Consider the following 18,009-nt stretch of genomic DNA (forward strand, 5'->3'; position numbering starts at 1 on the left):
CCGCCCGGATGCCGGGCTCTCCTTTTATCGGTGTGAGCGGCGTGGCGTCACGCCAGCGCCGCTCGAAATGCCCTGTACAGCTTAGTCGATGACTTTGGCCGACTTGATGATCACAGGGTCGGAAGGCACGTTTTGCATGCCCTGTTTGGTGGTGGTTGGCGAGTTGACGATGATGTCTACAACGTCCATGCCTTTGACTACTTTGCCGAAGACGGCGTAGCCATCACCTTGATCGAGGAAGTCGTTGTCCTTGACGTTGATGAAGAACTGGCTGGTGGCCGAATCAGGTACGGAGGTGCGCGCCATGGACAAGGTGCCACGCACGTTGGCCAGGCCGTTTTTGTGTTCGTTCTTGATCGGCGCCCTGGTTTCTTTCTGCTGCATCTGTGGCGTGAAGCCGCCGCCCTGAGCCATGAAGCCCGGGATCACACGGTGGAAAATGGTGTTGGTGTAAAAACCGCTGTTGACGTAATCCAGAAAGTTTTTGGTACTGATTGGCGCCTTGACCGGATCCAGTTCGATTTCGATCTGGCCGTTGGTGGTGTCCAGCAGCACGTGCGGCGCTTTGGCCGGGGTGGCAGCCATCAGGTTGGCAGCAAACAGCACGGTGCCGGCGGCGAGGGCGAGTTTTTTCAGCATGGGTCAGTGATCCTGAGATTGAGTATCGGCTGTGGCAAGGAACTCCAGCAGCGTTTGGTTGAAGCGTTCGGGTTGATCGAGCGGGGTGGCGTGGCGCGAATCGGTGATCACCACCAGCCGCGCATCGGGCAGCAGTTTTACATAGGTTTCTTTCAGTGCCACCGGTGTGTAGTCACGGTCGGCAGTGACGATGAGGGTTGGACAGGTCACCCGGGAAAGTCGTTCCTGAACGCCCCAGCCAACAATCGCATCGAAGCTGGCGAGATAAGCACGTTTGTCGTTTTTTGCCCAGCGCTCGGACATTTTCTGCCGCAAATCGGCCTGCTCGGGCTTGGGGAAAAGTTTGCCGCCCAAGGCCTTGCCGATGGTTGCCAGGCTCAGCACGCGCATCAGGCTCCAGCGCTTGAACCACTGCCAGTAATCGTCGCGGCTGCGGATCTTCACCTCGGGGGCGCTGTTGACGATGGTCAGGCTTTTCAGCATTTGCGGCTGATCGACGCCGAACTGAAAGCCGATCATCCCGCCCATCGACAGCCCGACGTAGTGCACCGGGCCGAGTTTCAGGTGCTCGATCAGCGCCAGCAGATCGGCGCTGAAACCGGCGATGCTGTAGCGCTCGCGAGGTTTGTCCGAGCGACCGTGACCGCGTATGTCGGGGACGATCACCCGGTAGTGCGCCGACAGTGCCGGGATTTGCATTTCCCAGTCCAGGGTGCTCGAACCGAGCCCGTGAACCAGCAGCAACGGGGTGCCGTGGCCATATTCCTCGTAGTGCAGGTTGCAACCTTCATGTTCGAAATACGCCATCGGTGAACTCCGTGTCAGGCTTGCTCAGGGGCGGCGAACGGTGCGTCCAGCGGCAAAGTGTCGAAGGTGCGCAGCAGTTCGATGAGTATTTGTGTCGCCGGGCCCAGCGGTTTGTCCTTGTTCGAATACAGATAGAAGCTCGGGTTACGGCTGCCCCCCTGATCCAACGGTAGCAGCTTGAGCGTGCCTTCCTTCAATTCGCGTTCGATCATGTGCCGCGGCAGCCAGGCAAAGCCCAGGCCGCTGCTGACGAACGTGGCAGCCGTAGCGAGGCTGCCGACGGTCCAGCGCTGTTCGGCGCCGAGCCAACCGACGTCGCGTGGTTGCTGGCGACCGGAGTCGCGAATCACCACCTGCATCTGGGTTTCCAGATCCTGGAAGCTCAGTTCGCGATTGAGCCGATGCAGCGCGTGATCCGGGTGGGCGACCGCGACAAATTCGACGTCGCTCAATTCCGCGCCGAGGTAGCCGGGGATGCTCAGGCCGGTGATTGCCAGATCGGCCACGCCTTCGAGCAAGACCTCTTCGACCCCCGACAACACCTCCTCGCGCAGACGCACGCGGCAGCCGCGACTCTGCGGCATGAATGCGGTCAGCGCCCGGACGATGCGTGCGCTTGGGTAAGCCGCATCGACCACCAGCCGCACCTCGGCCTCCCAACCTTGCTCCATGTGGTGAGCGAGGTCTTCCAGTTGGCTGGCCTGTTTCACCAGTTGTCGCGAGCGGCGTAGCAGCACGCCGCCGGCTTCGGTGAGCACCGCTTTACGTCCGTCGATGCGCAGCAACGGCACGCCGAGCTGGTCCTGCATGCGGGCGACGGTGTAACTCACCGACGATTGCGAACGGTGCAGAACCTCGGCGGCCTGGGCGAATCCGCCGTGGTCGACCACGGCCTGCAATGTTCGCCATTGATCAAGGGTCACGCGGGGCGCTTTCATCAATAGCTCCTCTTGTCCTAAGCTGGCCGTCCCTCATGGAGACTGGCGAATGAAAAAATTCTGTTGTGTGGTGCTGGCGCTGCTGCCGCTGACGGCGTTTGCTTACCCGATCGATGTGCAGAAGAACCTCAATGGCTTGAAGATCGACTACGAGACCTTCGACACCGACAAAGACATCGGCTCCATCCGGGTCGCCAACTACGGTGATGTCGACGCGACCTGCAAAGTCGTTTTCAACAATGGCCCGGAAGCACCGCGTACGCGCAACATCGAAGTCCCGGCCCGCAAGCATACGAATGCCACGGCCAAGTTCTCCCGCGAAATCATCAAGCTGCGCATCAACCTGAGCTGCAGCCCGAAATAACGGTCGATCCCCTGTAGGAGTGAGCCTGCTCGCGATAGCGGTGTGTCAGTTAACTCTGATGTATCGGACACATCGCTATCGCGAGCAGGCTCACTCCTACAAAGGTGCGTGTCAGCATCTAAACGAATTATTCGATACTTTGCAGCAATTATTTGCGCTTTTTCATCGATACAACCCTGTTTAACCTTCACTCCATCGACTTACAACATTCTCGGATGGAGACTACACACCATGTCCCGCGTTCTGATCATCGAAAGCAGTGCCCGCCAGCAAGATTCGGTTTCCCGTCAACTGACCCAGACCTTCATCAGCCAGTGGAAATCCGCGCACCCCAACGATCAGATCACCGTGCGTGATCTCGCCTTGAATCCCGTTCCACACCTGGACGCCAACCTGCTGGGCGGCTGGATGAAGCCTGCCGAGCAGCGCAGCGCCAACGAACAATCGTCGCTGGAGCGCTCCAACGAATTGACCGACGAGCTGCTCGCCGCCGACGTACTGGTGATGGCTGCGCCGATGTACAACTTTGCAATCCCGAGCACCCTCAAGGCCTGGCTCGACCACGTGCTGCGTGCCGGCGTGACCTTCAAGTACACCGAAACCGGCCCGCAAGGCCTGCTCAGCGGCAAACGTGCCTACGTGCTGACCGCTCGCGGCGGGATCTACGCCGGCGGCCCGGCCGACCATCAGGAACCGTACCTGCGTCAGGTCATGGGTTTCATCGGCATCCACGACGTGACCTTCATTCACGCCGAAGGCATGAACCTGGGCGGCGACTTCCAGGAGAAGGGCCTTAATCAGGCCAACGCCAAACTGTCCCAGGTCGCTTGATATGTTAATCGCCAGATAATCGCCGATTGTTTAAGTGACCTGGCGCAACCCCTTCAAGGCTCTACGCGCATCGAACCTCCCTTTGCACTTGTTGCTCCTGAGTGCTGTAGCCCGATTGAACGCTTTAGCGAGATCGGGCTTTTTTTTTGCCTGGGATTTCTCTGATTCACTGCTCTCCCTGTAGGAGCTGCCGCAGGCTCGGGCTGCGGCAGCTCCTACAGGGGATTTTGTGTTGGTTGCGGAATGTAAAACCGGCTATCGTCGCCGCCATTCAAATTAGGGGCGAGCATGGGCTATCTACTTTTTGTCACGCTGATTCAGGCGTTTTCCTTCAGTCTGATCGGCGAATACCTCGCCGGGCACGTCGACAGCTACTTCGCGGTGCTGGTGCGTGTGGTGCTGGCCGGGCTGGTGTTCATTCCGCTGACCCGCTGGCGCTCGGTGGAACCGGCGTTCATGCGCGGCATGCTGCTGATCGGCGCGTTGCAGTTCGGCATCACCTACGTTTGCCTGTACCTGAGCTTCCGTGTGCTGACGGTGCCGGAGGTGTTGCTGTTCACCATCCTCACGCCGCTGCACGTGACGCTGATCGAAGATGCGCTGAACCGCCGCTTCAATCCGTGGGCGCTGATTGCGGCGCTGGTCGCGGTGGGCGGCGCGGCGGTGATTCGTTTCGACAGCATCAGTCCGGATTTCTTCATGGGCTTCCTGCTGCTGCAACTGGCCAACTTCACCTATGCGGCAGGGCAGGTGATGTACAAGCATCTGGTGGCCAAACACCCGAGCGATCTGCCGCATTACCGACGTTTCGGCTTCTTCTACCTCGGGGCACTGGCGGTGGTATTGCCGGCATTTCTGCTGTTCGGCAAAGCCAACTTCCTGCCCGAAGCACCGCTGCAATGGGGCGTGTTGCTGTTCCTCGGACTGGTCTCGACGGCGCTGGGGATGTACTGGTGGAACAAGGGCGCGTGCATGGTCAACGGCGGCACGCTGGCGGTGATGAACAACCTGCATGTGCCCGTGGGGCTGCTGCTGAATCTGCTGATCTGGAATCAGCATGAAGAGCTGGGGCGATTGTTCCTCGGCGGCAGCGTCATCCTCGCCGCTGTATGGATCAGCCGATTGGGCATCCGCCGCACCGCATAACTGAATGTAGGAGCTGCCGCAGGCTGCGATCCTTTGATTTTAAAGATCAAAGGATCGCAGCCTGCGGCAGCTCCTACATGGGGATGGTGTTACATGAGGTGTTTTTGCGGCTCGGGGATATGCGCCGAACCCAGCACCGCTGGTAGCAACCCGGTACGCAAATCCCCACCACTCGGCTGCTGATACAGGCTCAAGCCAAACTCCGGCAGTACCGCCAGCAGATAGTCGAAAATGTCCCCCTGAATCCGCTCATAGTCGGCCCACACCGTGGTGGTCGTGAAGCAGTAGATTTCCAGCGGAATACCCTGCGCCGTGGTCTGCATCTGGCGAACCATGCAGGTCATGTTCGGCTGTACCTCCGGGTGGCTCTTCAGATACGCCAGCGCATAAGCACGGAAGGTGCCGACGTTGGTCATGCGCCGGCGGTTGGCCGACATCGCCGCGACGTTGCCCTGCGCCTCGTTCCACGCCTTGAGTTCGGCTTTCTTGCGGGCCATGTAGCCGGTCAGCAGGTGTACCTGGGAGAGCTTTTCTTCCTCATCGTCGCGGATGAAGCGCACGCCGCTGGCGTCGATGAACAGGCTGCGCTTGATCCGACGTCCACCGGATTGCTGCATGCCGCGCCAGTTGCGGAACGACTCGGACATCAGGCGCCAGGTCGGGATCGAGACAATCGTCTTGTCGAAGTTCTGCACCTTGACCGTGTGCAGGGTGATGTCGACCACGTCACCATCGGCGCCGACTTGCGGCATTTCGATCCAGTCGCCGACCCGCAGCATGTCGTTGCTGGTCAGCTGCACGCTGGCGACGAACGACAGCAATGTGTCCTTGTAGACCAACAGAATCACCGCCGACATCGCACCCAGACCGGAGAGCAGCAACAGCGGCGAACGGTCGATCAAGGTCGCGACGATGATGATCGCACCAAACACGTACAAGACCATTTTCCCCAGCTGTACGTAGCCCTTGATCGAGCGGGTGCGGGCGTGTTCGGTGCGGGCGTAGATGTCCAGCAGCGCATTGAGCAGGGCGCTGACCGACAGCAGCAGGAACAGGATGGTGAAGGACAGCGCCACGTTGCCGAGGAAGGTCATCGCGGTTTTGCTCAGTTCCGGCACCAGGTGCAGGCCGAACTGGATCACCAGCGACGGGGTCATCTGCGCCAGACGCTGAAACACCTTGTTGTGGCGAAAGTCGTTGATCCAGTGCAGGGCCGGCTGGCGCCCGAGCATGCGGCTGGCATGCAGGATCAGATAACGTGCCACTCGTCCGAGGACCAGCGCGATCACCAATAGCAACATCAGCGCCAGGCCGGATTGCAGGAACGGGTGCTGTTCGAGGGCACCCCAGAGGTCTTGGGCGTTGAGCCAGAGCTGTTTGAAATCCATGTGAGCAACGATTCTTCTGTAAGACGCGATGGGCGATTAGAGCATTTAAGACGCTGTGTATTACCGTTGGAGACAAATCGAGCAACAAAAAAGCCACTGATTACGCCCGTTTGTATAAAGAAACTCGGCCTGAGCGCTCGAAACCGGTAACCTATGCAGCTGTTTTTTTGCATATCTTCGAGGTAGCACCCGTGTTTTCCCAATTCGCCCTGCACGAACGCCTGCTCAAAGCCGTGGCCGAGCTGAAATTTGTCGAGCCAACGCCTGTGCAAGCAGCGGCCATTCCGCTGGCGCTCCAGGGGCGTGACCTGCGGGTGACGGCGCAAACCGGTAGCGGCAAGACCGCCGCTTTTGTCCTGCCGATCCTCAACCGCCTGATCGGCCCGGCCAAGATCCGCGTCAGCATCAAGACCCTGATCCTGCTGCCGACCCGCGAACTGGCCCAGCAGACCCTGAAGGAAGTCGAGCGTTTTTCGCAGTTCACTTTCATCAAGTCCGGCCTTATCACCGGCGGCGAAGACTTCAAGGTACAGGCGGCGATGCTGCGCAAGGTGCCGGACATCCTGATCGGTACGCCGGGCCGGATGATCGAGCAACTCAACGCCGGCAACCTCGATTTGAAAGAAGTCGAAGTGCTGGTGCTCGACGAAGCCGACCGCATGCTCGACATGGGTTTCGCCGAAGACGTGCAACGTCTGGTCGACGAATGCCCGAACCGTCAGCAGACCATGCTGTTCTCCGCCACCACCGGCGGTTCCGGCCTGCGCGAGATGATCGCCAAGGTGCTGAACAACCCTGAGCACCTGCAGCTCAACGCGGTCAGCCAGCTGAACTCGACCACCCGTCAGCAGATCATCACTGCCGACCACAACCAGCACAAAGAACAGATCGTCAACTGGCTGCTGGCCAACGAGACCTACCAGAAGGCCATCGTTTTCACCAACACCCGTGCCATGGCCGACCGCATCTACGGCCGCCTCGTGGCTCAGGAATACAAGGCGTTCGTGCTGCACGGCGAGAAAGACCAGAAGGATCGCAAACTGGCAATCGATCGTCTGAAGCAGGGCGGCGTGAAGATTCTGGTAGCGACCGACGTCGCGGCCCGTGGTCTGGACGTTGATGGCCTGGATCTGGTGATCAACTTCGACATGCCACGCAGTGGCGACGAATACGTGCACCGCATCGGTCGTACCGGCCGCGCCGGCAACGACGGTCTGGCGATCTCGCTGATCTGCCATGGCGACTGGAACCTGATGTCGAGCATCGAGCGCTACCTGAAGCAGAGCTTCGAGCGCCGCACCATCAAGGAAGTCAAAGGCACCTACGGCGGGCCGAAAAAGGTCAAGGCCTCGGGCAAAGCCGTCGGCGTGAAGAAGAAAAAGACCGACGCCAAGGGCGACAAGAAGAAAACCGCCGCCAAGACCCCGACCAAGCGCAAGAGTGCCAACCGTCCGAAGCCGGATTCGCTGGTGAGCAGCGACGGCATGGCCCCGCTCAAGCGTCGCAAGCCGGTTGAGCCTGCGGCTGAATAAGTCGCCTCAAATGGCCAATAAAAAACCCGGACAGTGTCCGGGTTTTTTTATGCGCAGGGTTTGTCAGTTCCCCAACTGTCCGCTGGTGTCTGCGTCAAAGCGCTGTTTGGCGCGATCTGCCGCCGGTTTGAGCAGCGCGAGCAGCGTGGCTTCGCTGTACAACCGCGAATCCCCGAGCTCTTTCGGCGTCGGCTCGATCGGGATCAGCACATCTTCACCGTCAGCGTGCAGCCAGATCGCCACGACGTGCAGCGCCGAGACAAACAGCACACGCAATTCGACGCTCTTGCCCTGCAGCTGCGGCGCCTGTTCCGCCAGTTTCAACGCGCCCACGGTGTCGGCGGCCCGGGTGCCGTGGTTCAGCGAAGCGAACTCGACATGGCCACGCACCTCGGCCAGTTGCGCATCGGCAATGCTTACGCCGTCGGCAAATACCAGGTAATGCCAGTCACCGATGCGTGCGTCTTTCAGACCCTTGCCCTGGCTCAGGTCGTCCAGCGTCAGCGAGTAGCCGCGATAGGCTTCGCTGAGGCTGACTTTGGCCGGTGCCGCATTGGCGAACTGGCGATTGATGCCGAAGCCCTGGTTTTGCAGCGCGGCTTGCAGCACCGGACGCAAAGTCTGTACGCCGTTGGAAGGCGCCTTTGGATAAGTCAGTTGCATGATGTCGCCCTCCTAGTTTTTCGCAGTGAAGTAAGTGTGAGTCCAGTTGCCGCCGCCGTTGTACGAACCCGGGAATGAGTTCAGCGCGCGGGTCGAGTAACCGTAGATCGAGTCGGCGACCAGCACGTAGTTGCCGTTGGTGCCGTAGATCGCCAGGAAGTGCGCACCGCCACCGTACCAGGCACAGCGCAGGCCAACCGGGCGACCCATGTTGATCTGGTTCTGAATGGCCGACATCTGCAGCGAACCCTGATTCATCCCGTTGTAGCTGCGGGTGGTCTGCAGGGCCGAATCCAGGTAGCCATAGACGTTGCACGGCCCCGGCTGACTGCAGCAATTGCGGTCCAGCTGGGTGCTGGCGACGCCGCACTGAGTCCATGACCCGGTGCCGTAGTAGTTGCCGACCGAGGCGGAAACGGCGGCCCAGCACCAGTTGGTCTGGGTCTGTTTCTGCATGCTGAAGTTGAGGCTGGCGGCGGCCAGTGGTGCGGTTTGCGCAGTGGCTTCAACCTCGACCAGTTGCGGGTCGAGCAGATGGCCAACGAGGCATCTTGGCAGGCTCTCGCCGGTGAACGATGTTGCTTGAGTGGTTAACATTTTCAGTCCTCCATGAATGAAAACAAGCGTCCAGCTTGTGAGTGTGTTGCGGTGCTGCAGAGCGATCGGTGGTTAACGGTTTTCATCTGCGATGAACGGTGCCGATCTCCTTGCTCGAGGTAACCTTAGTCAAGATATGCGTTTATGCAATAAAATAAATGCACTGATGCATTTTAACGGGTAAAAGATCGCAGCCTTCGGCAGCTCCTACAGGGATCGGTGTAGGAGCTGCCGAAGGCTGCGATCTGTAGATCTTGCGTTTAGCTCTCGGTTTTTTTCTCAGCCGTCCCCAGTTCCTTCAACCGCTGATCAATCAACTGGCACTTGTCCGGCAGATCGGCGCTGGCCGTGCCCAAGTCCATCTTCTGCAACTCGGCATTGATCTCCTTGGCCTTGGCCGGATTCTGTTCGGTGAGTCTGGAAACTTCCTTGGCCAATTGTTCACGTTTGGCGGTGGCTTCCTCGGGTGTGCACGCCCATACGGGCAGAGCGCAGGCGAGGGTGGCGGCGAGGGTGAGCTTGATCAGGGTTTTCATGGGGGCAGGCCTCCGTTCCGGTTAAGGCGGGTTAACCGGTGGAGGGGGACATTCTGGAAAAGTTCAGTGAAGATTGCCTTTGTACGCCGGCTTGCTCACCAAGTGCTCGCTCAGTAGTCCAATTCAACCAGCGAAGTACCTACGCAACGATCAAAGATGTCGGCAAGAGGTTGATCACTTGTGTAGAAAGAATGAATGCACGCGTCTATCCATTCCTGTCGGCCAATCGAACTCCAGTCAATTGAATAGCCCGCATTGACGATGATGTATTCGAACAAAATGCGCTGAGTTCGACCATTACCTTCCCTGAATGGATGGGCTACGTTGAGTGTCCCATAGGACTCGGCAACGGATACCACCAGTTGATCGCGGCGGTATCCTTCGAACCAGTTCGCAGCCTCGATCCTTTCAAATTCCTTCGCTACCTCTCGCTCAATGAATTCCGGGCTGCAGAATCGAGTGGTTCCTTTGCTAATTGCCAGTGATCGAATTTCACCTGCCCAAGAATAAACTCGTTCAAACAGGGTGCGATGGATTTGTTTCAACGTCGCAAGACTGTAAGGAGGCAGGATGAAATCGAGGGTTTCAGCGGCTACCTCGTTGATATAGCGTTCGGCTTCATCAAGGTCTTGCGCGTTTTGCAGGTTGAGCAAATTAATCAAAACGTCAGTTCCGGGGTAACAATCCGGAGCCTGGTCAGTACCGTACTTGTCAGTGCTCAAGCTTTCACGTGCCGCACAGCCCTCAAGGCTGCGTCTCTGGTGGGCAGCTTGATATCACCCTCACAAGGCGATGGTACAAAACCTTCCAAGCGCAAACTGGCTGCGAAATTGCCTTTTCGGTACTTGGCAAACCATACTTTTTTGGCTTGCAAACTGAGCTTTTCCATCTTGGCACCTTACTGACAGTCTGCAGTTATTATAGCGGGCCGAAGCCTTCGGAGTCGCTAGCATCGCACATTCAGAAAAACTGTTGTGTCCACTTGTCGGTATCTGAACCGCTCGGATGATTCGATTTGCTGCTGGTCCGACTGCGGTAAAGGGTTGATGTAGCTGGCGAAAATTCAGCTGCCCACATCGGTGAAAAACTTATATCAATCACTATGGCAGCAGATGGACTTCGTTCCTCCATCATACCGATCATGGTGCCGCACCCACTCCATGATGTCGTCCTCATTCCTGCCCTTGGGGGTGAGGTCGAGGTAATTGTAGGCGCCGACCAGCATGTCCAGACCTCGGGCGTAGGTTGAGTAGGTATGGAATATGTCGCCCTTCGCATTTCGATAGAAAACACTCAGCCCCGGCATTTCTTCCTCGGCGCTGTCAGTTTTTTCGTAGTTGTAGGTAGCCTTTCCGGCTTCGGCGTCCTCGGCTCTGGCGCAAACACCAAAGTCGTAGTTGAAATCGGAACCGTCTGACGACACCCAGTCGAATTTCCAGCCCATGCGCTGCCTGAAGGCCTGAAACTGTTCGAACGGTGCGTGGGAGACCGCCACCACCGCAATATCGTGATGCGCCAGATGCTGGTTCGCGCCGTCGATGTGGTCGGACAGGAACGAGCAGCCCTGACAGCCTTCTTCCCAGTCCTTGGCGAACATGAAGTGGTAAACGATCAATTGACTGTGTTGGCCGAACAGGTCGGCCAGTTTCAGCTCGCCGTGCAGGCCGTGGAAGCGGTAGTCCTTGTCGACTTTGACCCAAGGCAATGCGCGGCGTTTGGCGCTCAAGCGGTCACGCTCGCGGGTGAAGGCCTTTTCGTCGGTCAGATGCTGTTTGCGCGCAGCGAGCCATTCTTCGCGCGATACCACCGGATGATTCTCGACGTTCATGATGATTTCTCCTGCGGGGGTTGAAACCGTCTTTGTCAGACTAGTCGTTTAACCCTCGATCAATTCGACAGACCGCCGGTCGGTCGTGGCGAGAAATGCGGCTGAACGGCTACGTCACGCCCGGGTCACAACTTATGACAGTGCCCAATTCACGTGCACCGGAGGTTGAATCAGGATGACGACTTATAACTGGGATTTGATTGAACGCTTGCTGCATGAAGTGCAGAACAGTGCGGGTCACAGCTTCGCGCCGCGGGCTTATGCCGAGGACTATGCGGCGGCGAAAGCCGGTGCGGGTGAGCCGATCGAGAATCTGGATCACCTGAAAACGCTGGCTTGTGACTATGAGCGGTTGTTGCTCTTGCGCGGGTACATTGCACCGCGCCCGGATGATGAAGGCAGCACGGGCAACAATTTCGTTCTGACGCCCCGTGGGTCGAGTTTGTTGAGCCTGATCGACAGCAGCATTCCCGGCAATGACCACCCGCGTCAGGTGCTGGATGAGCAGGAAGATGCGCTGGATGAGGCGACGTTTGATGAACTGGCTTCAAAGGCGCAGATTGCCTGAATTTGCCTATTACCCCTGTAGGAGTGAGCCTGCTCGCGATAGCGGTATTTCAGTGCCAGTGATGTTGATTGACACACTGCCATGGCGAGCAGGCTCACTCCAACAGGGCTTTGCATCGCTCTCAAGATTTTTGTGCGGCTTTAAGGCACTTCAGATCGTTGAAGTCTTTGCGCACCCCTTCGATTTTCTTGAGCAACCGCTGACGCTGCTGCGGCGTGCTCTCGGCCATCAGATCAACCGCCAGCGAGCGCGCCTGTGCTTCGGTGTTGGCGTAGGCCTTCTGGTAATCGGGCGTCCATAAACGCTCGCGGTTGACCAGAAGTGTCTCGATTCGCTGTGGGAATTCGGGACTTTTACGCTGGGCAACGGCGTTACTGAATTGCTGCTGCCAATGTGCGCGGTTGGCGATCCATTGAGTGTTCTGATCACCCAGCGCCGTCGACCAGGCCATCACCCGTTGTTCCTGAGTGACGCTCAGCGGGCCAAGCCAATCGGTCAGGCGCTTGTCCATGCGTGCACCGCGTTCGGCGATCTGCTGCGCCAAGGGCGGTTTGACATATTCCTTTTCTCGCTTGCGCAGCTCCTTGGCGAACGCGTCGTTCATTTCCGCGACTTGTTTGTCGTCCAGCCCTTGCAGCAATTCGATGGCCGACGGGGTGATCTGGCGCGCGGTTTCGGCGATGGCCTGTTTGGCCTCGGCGGTTCGCGCTTGCAGTGCCGCGTCCGTCACCTGATTGGTTTCGACCATCGCCTGCAAGCGATCCAGCCAGTCGAGATAGCCCGGGAGCTGTGTGGTGCAGTGCCAGTTCAGGTGTTCCTTGAGCCGTTCGTTGAACCAGTCCTTCTGCTCGCCGTTCATGTCCAGGTAGTCGCCAAGCGTCCATGGAATGATCACGTCGAGATTGCGGTAGGCCAGGCCGACGCGGCTGCAGGCGCCGAGGGCGAGGGTGAAGATCAGCAGGGTGGCGAGGTGTTTGAACCAGCGAGACATGAGCGAATCCTTGCGAGAGCCTGACGTCTGATTCTTATGTGAACGCAGGGAACTCCCGGCAGTTCAGCCGATTAATAGAACGCGCGTTCGGCCTTGAGCGTCACCAGGCCGTCACACTGACTGTTGTGTCCCGAGTACGCCGAGCATTCGCTGCCGCTGAGGTTGGAATCACTGTAGATCAGGTCTAGGTCGACGCCCATGAACGGCCGGGAAAATTTCACCGACCAGTCGGTAAAACTGCTGACATAACCACCGTCCACCGACACCGGCGTGTTCAGTTGGTGGGTGGTGTATTTCATGCTGATCCCGATGCCGAACGGCTGATTGCCGCCAAGATCGGCGAACAGCGTGTTGTTCTGTTTGTCAGGGTCGTTACTGACGGCCACACCGAAGCGGCTGCCGAGCAGGGTCAGGCCGCCGAACAGCTCCTGGCTGTCGAGGGTGTCTACTTTGGGATAGCTGTAATGGATCATCCCGACTTCATAGCCGAGGGTCTGATCGAAAGGTTGTTTGAAACCGACGTAGGAGTCGATTTCAAGGTTCTTGCCCGGGGTCAGGCCCATGCTCGGTGCGTACTGGCCGACATACAGGCCGCTGTCGTGGCTCAGATCGAGGCCGCCGTGGAACGAGCCGACTGCTGCCGGTTTGACCAGACCTTGGGCCATGCTGCGGCTGGGCGTGGTGCCGAGTTTGAGGTCGAAGTCGCCGAGTTCACGCTGGAAAATCTGCGCGTGCGCGGACGAGCAGACCAGCAGGCTTAAAAGCAATAAACGGGAAGATTTGAGCATGCGTCACTCCATGAACAGCGAGGGCAGGGCTTGAGCCTGCTGAAACGCTTGATCCAGACGCGTGCAAGGATACCGACGAATGCTCGGCAATGATGGCCGTTCGTCGATTTTCAAAGATTGATTAAACAGATTGGAGAGTATTACGCGGGTGCCAGTCCAGACGCTTCGAAGCTCAAAGCGCCTCTGGACGGGTGTATTACCGGGTGTTACTTCTTGCCCAGGCTGATCTGCTTGGACGGACCGAACGTCTGGCCGCTGACGCCTTTGGCAATTTGCTGGATTTCACCGCCGGACTTGAGGAACGCTGCGATCTGATCGTTGATCGATTCGCTGGTTTCAACGGCTGGAGCTGGCTTTGCTTTGCTGGTGGATGCTTTTACACGCATGGCGGCCATTAACCTGTAGAAAAGTAACTCGGCCAGGCATCGTACAGGAATAACTTGACAATTGCTTGATAAATATCCCCCGGAATAACTGAGCGCGTGGGTGGAGTATTCTCGGTTAATTATTCGAAATATTCTCCTAAGCCACTGTTTTGAATAAGAACATTTATTTGTAATCAGTGAAAATATCCCGAGTGAAATGACGCGTCAGGCCGCGCGTTGGTCTGACGAGGGGCAACCCGGCGGCGTCAGATCGAGGAAAATCAAGGCGTCCCGCGGATTTTCTCGAACGGGTGCTCCGCCAGCGAACGGCAGAGGCAAAAACGGGTAGAATGCCGCCCACGCAATGAGGGTTTTGGAAAATGGCTTTAGTCGGGCGTTACAACAGTTTGCAAGTGGTTAAACACACTAACTTCGGTTTATATCTGGACGGCGGTGCTGACGGCGAAATTCTTTTGCCCAACCGTTATATCCCTAAAGATATTCCCAGCGAAGATGAAGACTGGCTCAACGTTTTTATTTATCTGGACAGCGAAGACAAACTTCTCGCTACCACTGAAAAACCAAAAGTTCAGGTGGGTGAATTTGCCAGCCTGAAAGTAGTTGAAGTGAACAGCATCGGTGTGTTCCTCGATTGGGGCCTGCCGAAAGATCTGTTGCTGCCGTACTCCGAAGAAAAGCGTCAGATGACCGCTGGCGAGTACTGCGTGGTGCACGTCTATCTGGACAAACACACGCGCCGCATCACTGCGACCGCGCGACTGGATCGCTACCTCGACAAGACCCCGGCCAACTACAGCGCCGGTCAGGAAGTTGATCTGCTGGTGGCCGAAGCCACCGACATGGGCTTCAAGGCGATCATCAACAACAAGCACTGGGGCTTGATCCACAAGAATGAAATCTTCAAGTTCATGCGTTCCGGCATGCGCGAGAAGGGTTTCATCAAGGAAGTGCGCGCCGACGGCAAGATCAGCCTCAGCCTGCAACCGGTGGGTCAGGAAGCGGCCAGCAGCCTGAGTTCGAAGATCCTCGCCAAATTGCGCGAAAACGATGGCTCGCTGGCCGTCAGCGACAAGAGCGATCCCGCCTTGATCAGCAGTCTGTTCGGTGTCAGCAAGGGCAACTTCAAGAAGGCGATCGGTTCGTTGTACAAGGAAGGCAAGATCGTCATTCATGCCGATCGCATTGAACTAACCTGAGTCACCGCAGGCCCCATGCAGGAGCTGCCGCAGGCTGCGATCTTTTGCCTTTTGAAGATCAACAGATCGCAGCCTTCGACAGCTCCTACATGAGGGTTCGCAGATGAAAAAAGCGTTGATTGCCTATGGCGCCACCCTGCTGGCGTTTCTGTTGCTCGACGGTATCTGGCTCGGCGTTTTGATGGCGCCGACCTATCGCGAACTGCTCGGTTCGCTGATGCTCGAAAAACCGCTGCTGTTACCGGCAGCGGTTTTTTATTGCCTGTACGTTTTCGGCTGTGTGCTGTTTGTGGTGTTGCCGGCGGCCAGTCTGCAGTGGGCCGCGAAGCGGGGGGCTTTATTTGGGCTGGTGGCGTACGGCACGTATGACCTGACCAACTGGGCGACATTGCGCGGGTGGTCGGTGCAGGTGACGTTGATGGATTGGGCGTGGGGGACCTTTGCCACTGCTGTGGCTTGTAGCGTCGGTTTTTTGTTAGCGAGGCGGTTGGGCAAGGTCTGATTCGAAATGTAGGTAAGCAATGCCGGCCTCTTCGCGAGCAGGCTCGCTCCCACCGGGGAACGCACTCCAAAGTGGGAGCGAGCCTGCTCGCGAATGGCGGCGCAGCCGACAGCCATTCACCCCTGACGTCACTGAAGCACAAAATGTCTTTTCCAGACGGCTTTTCCCGTCTGACTGACTGATAATCCCCGACACTGATTTCTGACCATTGGACGGCTGCCATGTTGTGTGTTTTCGAGGTGTTGCGGTGAATGTCGAGCGGCGCAATGCCGACGGGTTTGCCTTGCAGGTGATGATCGGCCTGTGCCTGATCTGGGGCGTGCAGCAAGTGATGATCAAGTGGGCCGCACCCGACATCGCGCCAGTGATGCAGGCGGCCGGGCGTTCGGGGATTTCCGCGTTGCTGGTGGGCTTGCTGCTGTGCTGGAAGGGTGGCTGGGATCAGGTGGGCAACACCTGGCGCGGCGGCCTGCTGGCCGGTGCGCTGTTTGGTCTGGAATTCTTCTTCATCGCCGAAGGCCTGCAACTGACCACCGCCGCGCACATGTCGGTGTTCCTCTACACCGCGCCGATTTTCACCGCGCTCGGCGTACATTTTCTGTTGGCCAGTGAACGCCTGCGGCCTTTGCAATGGTTGGGGATTCTGCTCGCGTTCGTCGGTATCGCCATCGCTTTTGCCGGCGGCGTATCATGGGACAACCTCGACCGGCGCATGCTGCTGGGCGATGCGTTCGGTGTCATTGCCGGTGCCTGCTGGGGCGCGACCACCGTGGTGGTGCGCGCCTCGCGTCTGTCAGAGGCGCCAGTGACGCTGACTCTGTTCTATCAACTGATCGTCGGCTTCGTCGGTCTGCTGTTGATCGCACTGTTCAGCGGCCAGATCAGCCACGTCAGCCTGACCACCGTGGCGGTCGCCAGCGTGTTGTTCCAGGGCCTGGTGGTGTCGTTCTTCAGTTACCTGATCTGGTTCTGGCTGCTGCGCCGCTATCTGGCGGCTAACCTTGCGGTGTTTTCGTTCATGACGCCACTGTTCGGCGTCACGTTCGGCGTGGTGCTGCTCGGTGAAGAATTGAGCGTGAACTTCGTCATCGGTGCGGTGCTGGTGCTGCTCGGCATCACCTTTGTCAGCGCTGAACAGTGGGTGCGTCGGCGTTTGCGCAAAGTCCTCGGCCAGCGCTGACCGATTGCAGCGCCAGCCCGCCGGCAATCAGCAGACCGCTGCCGGCAATGATCAGCGCCGGTTGCAGACCGCCGCTGAAATGGCTGCTAAGCGCCGCGAGTAACGGGCCGCTGAGCTGGCCGACGGCAAAGCACGCCGTCAGCAGCCCGGCGTTACGCTGGGTGCTGTGCGGCGCCAGTTCGCGCGAGCGTTGCATCACCAGTTGCATGCAGGCCAGGAACGGCATGCCGCACAACATCACCCCCAGCGCCAGGCCATAAGCACTGCCCAACAGACAGGCGAAGACCCCGAGCGCCTGCAACCACAACGTGGCGGTCAGCCAGTGCCGCGTGGTGTTTGGGTCGTGACGACGCAGGCTCACCAACAGCACACCAATCGCCGCGCCAAGACCGAAACACGGCCAGAACAGATCGGCCTGCCATTGCCCGTGAAACTGTGTGTTGGCCATTTGCGAGAGAAATGTGGCCGGAATGATGTAACCCACGCCATACAGCGCATACACCACTGCCAGTCGCGGGATGCCGCGATTCGAATGGCTGACATTGAGCGTGGCGACAGGCGTGTGCACGCCCGATTGCGGCAGGATCCGCACGATCCCCAGCAACATCAGCAGCGCCACGGCGGCGTAGATCAGCCACAGCGTTGCCGAGGTCTGCTGCAGCAGATGTGAGACCAGTGCCAGCAACCCGGTGAGAAAAATCCCCAGCCCCGGTCCGGCAAACACCAGTGCCCCCAGCCGTGGCCGGCCTGCCGCCGCTGCCAGTGGCTGACTCAGCGCCGTAATCATCACCAGCACCCAGGCACTCGCCACCCCGGTGCCAAAGCGCAGCAGCAAATGCGCCCAGAAGCCGTTGGCCCAGAACGACGCCAGGGTCAGCAGCACACACAGCCACAAACCGCCATGCAGCCGACGCTGCACTTGCTGCGGACGATGGGCGAACATCGCGTCCACCGCGCCCAGCAGATAGCCGAGGTAGTTGGCCGCGGCAATCAGGCCGGCGGCCGTCAGGTCGACCTGGCCTTCGCTGAGCAGGTGCGGCATTTGCGGGGTGAGGGCGAAACGCCCGATGCCCATGGCCATCATCAGGGCGACGAAACAGGCGGATAAGCGAATCAGTGGCGACATGGT

General features: G+C 58.5%; 22 protein-coding genes. 8 read left to right on the forward strand and 14 right to left on the reverse strand.

The window, feature by feature from the left end; all coding sequences use genetic code 11:
* Window positions 1–81 precede the first annotated feature (81 nt).
* Genes BW33_RS07950 through BW33_RS07960 form a run of 3 tightly spaced genes read right to left on the reverse strand, consistent with a single transcriptional unit; the run spans window position 82 to window position 2,384 of the window.
* Window positions 82–639 (reverse strand): peptidylprolyl isomerase, encoded by a 558-nt coding sequence (locus BW33_RS07950; RefSeq protein ID WP_047598178.1) that lies wholly within the window; start codon window positions 637–639, stop codon window positions 82–84.
* Window positions 640–642: 3 nt separating this feature from the next.
* Window positions 643–1,446, reverse strand: a complete 804-nt coding sequence (locus tag BW33_RS07955) for an alpha/beta fold hydrolase (RefSeq protein WP_047598180.1) — start codon at window positions 1,444–1,446, stop codon at window positions 643–645.
* Window positions 1,447–1,460: 14 nt separating this feature from the next.
* The gene (locus BW33_RS07960) at window positions 1,461–2,384 is read right to left on the reverse strand and encodes a LysR family transcriptional regulator (RefSeq protein WP_027614550.1); all 924 of its coding nucleotides are present in this window, start codon (window positions 2,382–2,384) and stop codon (window positions 1,461–1,463) included.
* A 49-nt stretch (window positions 2,385–2,433) separates the two neighbouring features.
* Between BW33_RS07960 and BW33_RS07965 the strand changes: the two genes are divergently transcribed.
* From BW33_RS07965 to BW33_RS07975, 3 genes are all read left to right on the forward strand, one after another.
* Window positions 2,434–2,748: a hypothetical protein gene (locus BW33_RS07965; protein WP_047598182.1), complete on the forward strand. Its 315-nt coding sequence runs from the start codon at window positions 2,434–2,436 to the stop codon at window positions 2,746–2,748.
* A 231-nt stretch (window positions 2,749–2,979) separates the two neighbouring features.
* Window positions 2,980–3,579 carry an FMN-dependent NADH-azoreductase gene (locus tag BW33_RS07970; RefSeq protein WP_047598184.1) on the forward strand — a complete coding sequence of 200 codons (600 nt, stop codon included), beginning with the start codon at window positions 2,980–2,982 and terminating at the stop codon, window positions 3,577–3,579.
* Window positions 3,580–3,867: 288 nt separating this feature from the next.
* A complete protein-coding gene (locus BW33_RS07975) occupies window positions 3,868–4,725 on the forward strand; it encodes a carboxylate/amino acid/amine transporter (protein WP_047598185.1) in 858 nt (285 codons plus the stop codon).
* Between the two features lie 89 nt (window positions 4,726–4,814).
* Here the strand turns inward: BW33_RS07975 and BW33_RS07980 are convergent, their stop codons facing one another.
* On the reverse strand, window positions 4,815–6,113 hold the full coding sequence (locus tag BW33_RS07980) for a mechanosensitive ion channel family protein (RefSeq protein ID WP_047598186.1): 1,299 nt from the start codon (window positions 6,111–6,113) through the stop codon (window positions 4,815–4,817).
* Between the two features lie 191 nt (window positions 6,114–6,304).
* On the opposite strand from BW33_RS07980, the gene BW33_RS07985 reads away from it, so the two are divergent.
* Window positions 6,305–7,645 carry a DEAD/DEAH box helicase gene (locus BW33_RS07985; protein ID WP_047598187.1) on the forward strand — a complete coding sequence of 447 codons (1,341 nt, stop codon included), beginning with the start codon at window positions 6,305–6,307 and terminating at the stop codon, window positions 7,643–7,645.
* 63 nt (window positions 7,646–7,708) lie between these two features.
* On the opposite strand, the gene BW33_RS07990 is transcribed toward BW33_RS07985, so the two are convergent.
* The 6 genes from BW33_RS07990 to BW33_RS08010 form a co-directional block, all read right to left on the reverse strand.
* Complete coding sequence (locus tag BW33_RS07990) at window positions 7,709–8,308, reverse strand: hypothetical protein (RefSeq protein ID WP_047598188.1); 600 nt, start codon at window positions 8,306–8,308, stop codon at window positions 7,709–7,711.
* 12 nt (window positions 8,309–8,320) lie between these two features.
* Window positions 8,321–8,905: a papain-like cysteine protease family protein gene (locus BW33_RS07995; protein ID WP_047598189.1), complete on the reverse strand. Its 585-nt coding sequence runs from the start codon at window positions 8,903–8,905 to the stop codon at window positions 8,321–8,323.
* Window positions 8,906–9,165: 260 nt separating this feature from the next.
* A complete protein-coding gene (locus BW33_RS08000; protein ID WP_047598190.1) occupies window positions 9,166–9,441 on the reverse strand; it encodes a hypothetical protein in 276 nt (91 codons plus the stop codon).
* 110 nt (window positions 9,442–9,551) lie between these two features.
* Window positions 9,552–10,163: a Fic/DOC family protein gene (locus tag BW33_RS08005; protein ID WP_047598191.1), complete on the reverse strand. Its 612-nt coding sequence runs from the start codon at window positions 10,161–10,163 to the stop codon at window positions 9,552–9,554.
* Window positions 10,160–10,330, reverse strand: a complete 171-nt coding sequence (locus BW33_RS29095) for a YhfG family protein (protein ID WP_152546099.1) — start codon at window positions 10,328–10,330, stop codon at window positions 10,160–10,162. The genes BW33_RS08005 and BW33_RS29095 overlap by 4 nt, the downstream gene beginning before the upstream one ends.
* 204 nt (window positions 10,331–10,534) lie before the next feature.
* Entirely contained in the window at window positions 10,535–11,269 is a 735-nt protein-coding gene (locus BW33_RS08010) for a DUF899 domain-containing protein (protein WP_047598192.1), read from the reverse strand.
* A gap of 175 nt (window positions 11,270–11,444) precedes the next feature.
* On the opposite strand from BW33_RS08010, the gene BW33_RS08015 reads away from it, so the two are divergent.
* A complete protein-coding gene (locus BW33_RS08015) occupies window positions 11,445–11,837 on the forward strand; it encodes a hypothetical protein (protein ID WP_047598194.1) in 393 nt (130 codons plus the stop codon).
* Window positions 11,838–11,958: 121 nt separating this feature from the next.
* On the opposite strand, the gene BW33_RS08020 is transcribed toward BW33_RS08015, so the two are convergent.
* The 3 genes from BW33_RS08020 to BW33_RS08030 form a co-directional block, all read right to left on the reverse strand.
* The gene (locus tag BW33_RS08020) at window positions 11,959–12,828 is read right to left on the reverse strand and encodes a DUF6279 family lipoprotein (RefSeq protein WP_047598195.1); all 870 of its coding nucleotides are present in this window, start codon (window positions 12,826–12,828) and stop codon (window positions 11,959–11,961) included.
* Window positions 12,829–12,899: 71 nt separating this feature from the next.
* Window positions 12,900–13,616: a TorF family putative porin gene (locus BW33_RS08025; RefSeq protein ID WP_047598196.1), complete on the reverse strand. Its 717-nt coding sequence runs from the start codon at window positions 13,614–13,616 to the stop codon at window positions 12,900–12,902.
* 206 nt (window positions 13,617–13,822) lie between these two features.
* Window positions 13,823–14,011, reverse strand: coding sequence for a hypothetical protein (locus BW33_RS08030; RefSeq protein ID WP_016985943.1), 189 nt, complete (start codon window positions 14,009–14,011; stop codon window positions 13,823–13,825).
* A gap of 350 nt (window positions 14,012–14,361) precedes the next feature.
* Between BW33_RS08030 and BW33_RS08035 the strand changes: the two genes are divergently transcribed.
* The 3 genes from BW33_RS08035 to BW33_RS08045 all read left to right on the forward strand — a co-directional run bounded on the left by BW33_RS08035 (window position 14,362) and on the right by BW33_RS08045 (window position 16,880).
* Window positions 14,362–15,198, forward strand: a complete 837-nt coding sequence (locus BW33_RS08035; protein ID WP_047598197.1) for a CvfB family protein — start codon at window positions 14,362–14,364, stop codon at window positions 15,196–15,198.
* A 103-nt stretch (window positions 15,199–15,301) separates the two neighbouring features.
* Entirely contained in the window at window positions 15,302–15,700 is a 399-nt protein-coding gene (locus BW33_RS08040; protein ID WP_047598198.1) for a DUF2177 family protein, read from the forward strand.
* Between the two features lie 292 nt (window positions 15,701–15,992).
* Window positions 15,993–16,880, forward strand: a complete 888-nt coding sequence (locus tag BW33_RS08045; protein WP_442965395.1) for a DMT family transporter — start codon at window positions 15,993–15,995, stop codon at window positions 16,878–16,880.
* Here BW33_RS08045 and BW33_RS08050 read toward each other — a convergent pair.
* The gene (locus BW33_RS08050) at window positions 16,825–18,006 is read right to left on the reverse strand and encodes an MFS transporter (RefSeq protein WP_047598201.1); all 1,182 of its coding nucleotides are present in this window, start codon (window positions 18,004–18,006) and stop codon (window positions 16,825–16,827) included. The genes BW33_RS08045 and BW33_RS08050 overlap by 56 nt on opposite strands.
* Window positions 18,007–18,009 lie beyond the last annotated feature (3 nt).

The sequence above is a fragment of the Pseudomonas sp. RIT288 genome (genome assembly GCF_000631985.1).
Classification (GTDB): Bacteria; Pseudomonadota; Gammaproteobacteria; order Pseudomonadales; family Pseudomonadaceae; genus Aquipseudomonas.

Coding starts and splice junctions, on each gene's coding strand:
- BW33_RS07950 (WP_047598178.1), bottom strand. CDS start 639: ATGCTGAAAAAACTCGCCCTCGCCGCCGGCACCGTGCTGTTTGCTGCC.
- BW33_RS07955 (WP_047598180.1), bottom strand. CDS start 1,446: ATGGCGTATTTCGAACATGAAGGTTGCAACCTGCACTACGAGGAATAT.
- BW33_RS07960 (WP_027614550.1), bottom strand. CDS start 2,384: ATGAAAGCGCCCCGCGTGACCCTTGATCAATGGCGAACATTGCAGGCC.
- BW33_RS07965 (WP_047598182.1), top strand. CDS start 2,434: ATGAAAAAATTCTGTTGTGTGGTGCTGGCGCTGCTGCCGCTGACGGCG.
- BW33_RS07970 (WP_047598184.1), top strand. CDS start 2,980: ATGTCCCGCGTTCTGATCATCGAAAGCAGTGCCCGCCAGCAAGATTCG.
- BW33_RS07975 (WP_047598185.1), top strand. CDS start 3,868: ATGGGCTATCTACTTTTTGTCACGCTGATTCAGGCGTTTTCCTTCAGT.
- BW33_RS07980 (WP_047598186.1), bottom strand. CDS start 6,113: ATGGATTTCAAACAGCTCTGGCTCAACGCCCAAGACCTCTGGGGTGCC.
- BW33_RS07990 (WP_047598188.1), bottom strand. CDS start 8,308: ATGCAACTGACTTATCCAAAGGCGCCTTCCAACGGCGTACAGACTTTG.
- BW33_RS07995 (WP_047598189.1), bottom strand. CDS start 8,905: ATGTTAACCACTCAAGCAACATCGTTCACCGGCGAGAGCCTGCCAAGA.
- BW33_RS08000 (WP_047598190.1), bottom strand. CDS start 9,441: ATGAAAACCCTGATCAAGCTCACCCTCGCCGCCACCCTCGCCTGCGCT.
- BW33_RS29095 (WP_152546099.1), bottom strand. CDS start 10,330: ATGGAAAAGCTCAGTTTGCAAGCCAAAAAAGTATGGTTTGCCAAGTAC.
- BW33_RS08010 (WP_047598192.1), bottom strand. CDS start 11,269: ATGAACGTCGAGAATCATCCGGTGGTATCGCGCGAAGAATGGCTCGCT.
- BW33_RS08015 (WP_047598194.1), top strand. CDS start 11,445: ATGACGACTTATAACTGGGATTTGATTGAACGCTTGCTGCATGAAGTG.
- BW33_RS08020 (WP_047598195.1), bottom strand. CDS start 12,828: ATGTCTCGCTGGTTCAAACACCTCGCCACCCTGCTGATCTTCACCCTC.
- BW33_RS08025 (WP_047598196.1), bottom strand. CDS start 13,616: ATGCTCAAATCTTCCCGTTTATTGCTTTTAAGCCTGCTGGTCTGCTCG.
- BW33_RS08030 (WP_016985943.1), bottom strand. CDS start 14,011: ATGGCCGCCATGCGTGTAAAAGCATCCACCAGCAAAGCAAAGCCAGCT.
- BW33_RS08035 (WP_047598197.1), top strand. CDS start 14,362: ATGGCTTTAGTCGGGCGTTACAACAGTTTGCAAGTGGTTAAACACACT.
- BW33_RS08040 (WP_047598198.1), top strand. CDS start 15,302: ATGAAAAAAGCGTTGATTGCCTATGGCGCCACCCTGCTGGCGTTTCTG.
- BW33_RS08045 (WP_442965395.1), top strand. CDS start 15,993: ATGATCGGCCTGTGCCTGATCTGGGGCGTGCAGCAAGTGATGATCAAG.
- BW33_RS08050 (WP_047598201.1), bottom strand. CDS start 18,006: ATGTCGCCACTGATTCGCTTATCCGCCTGTTTCGTCGCCCTGATGATG.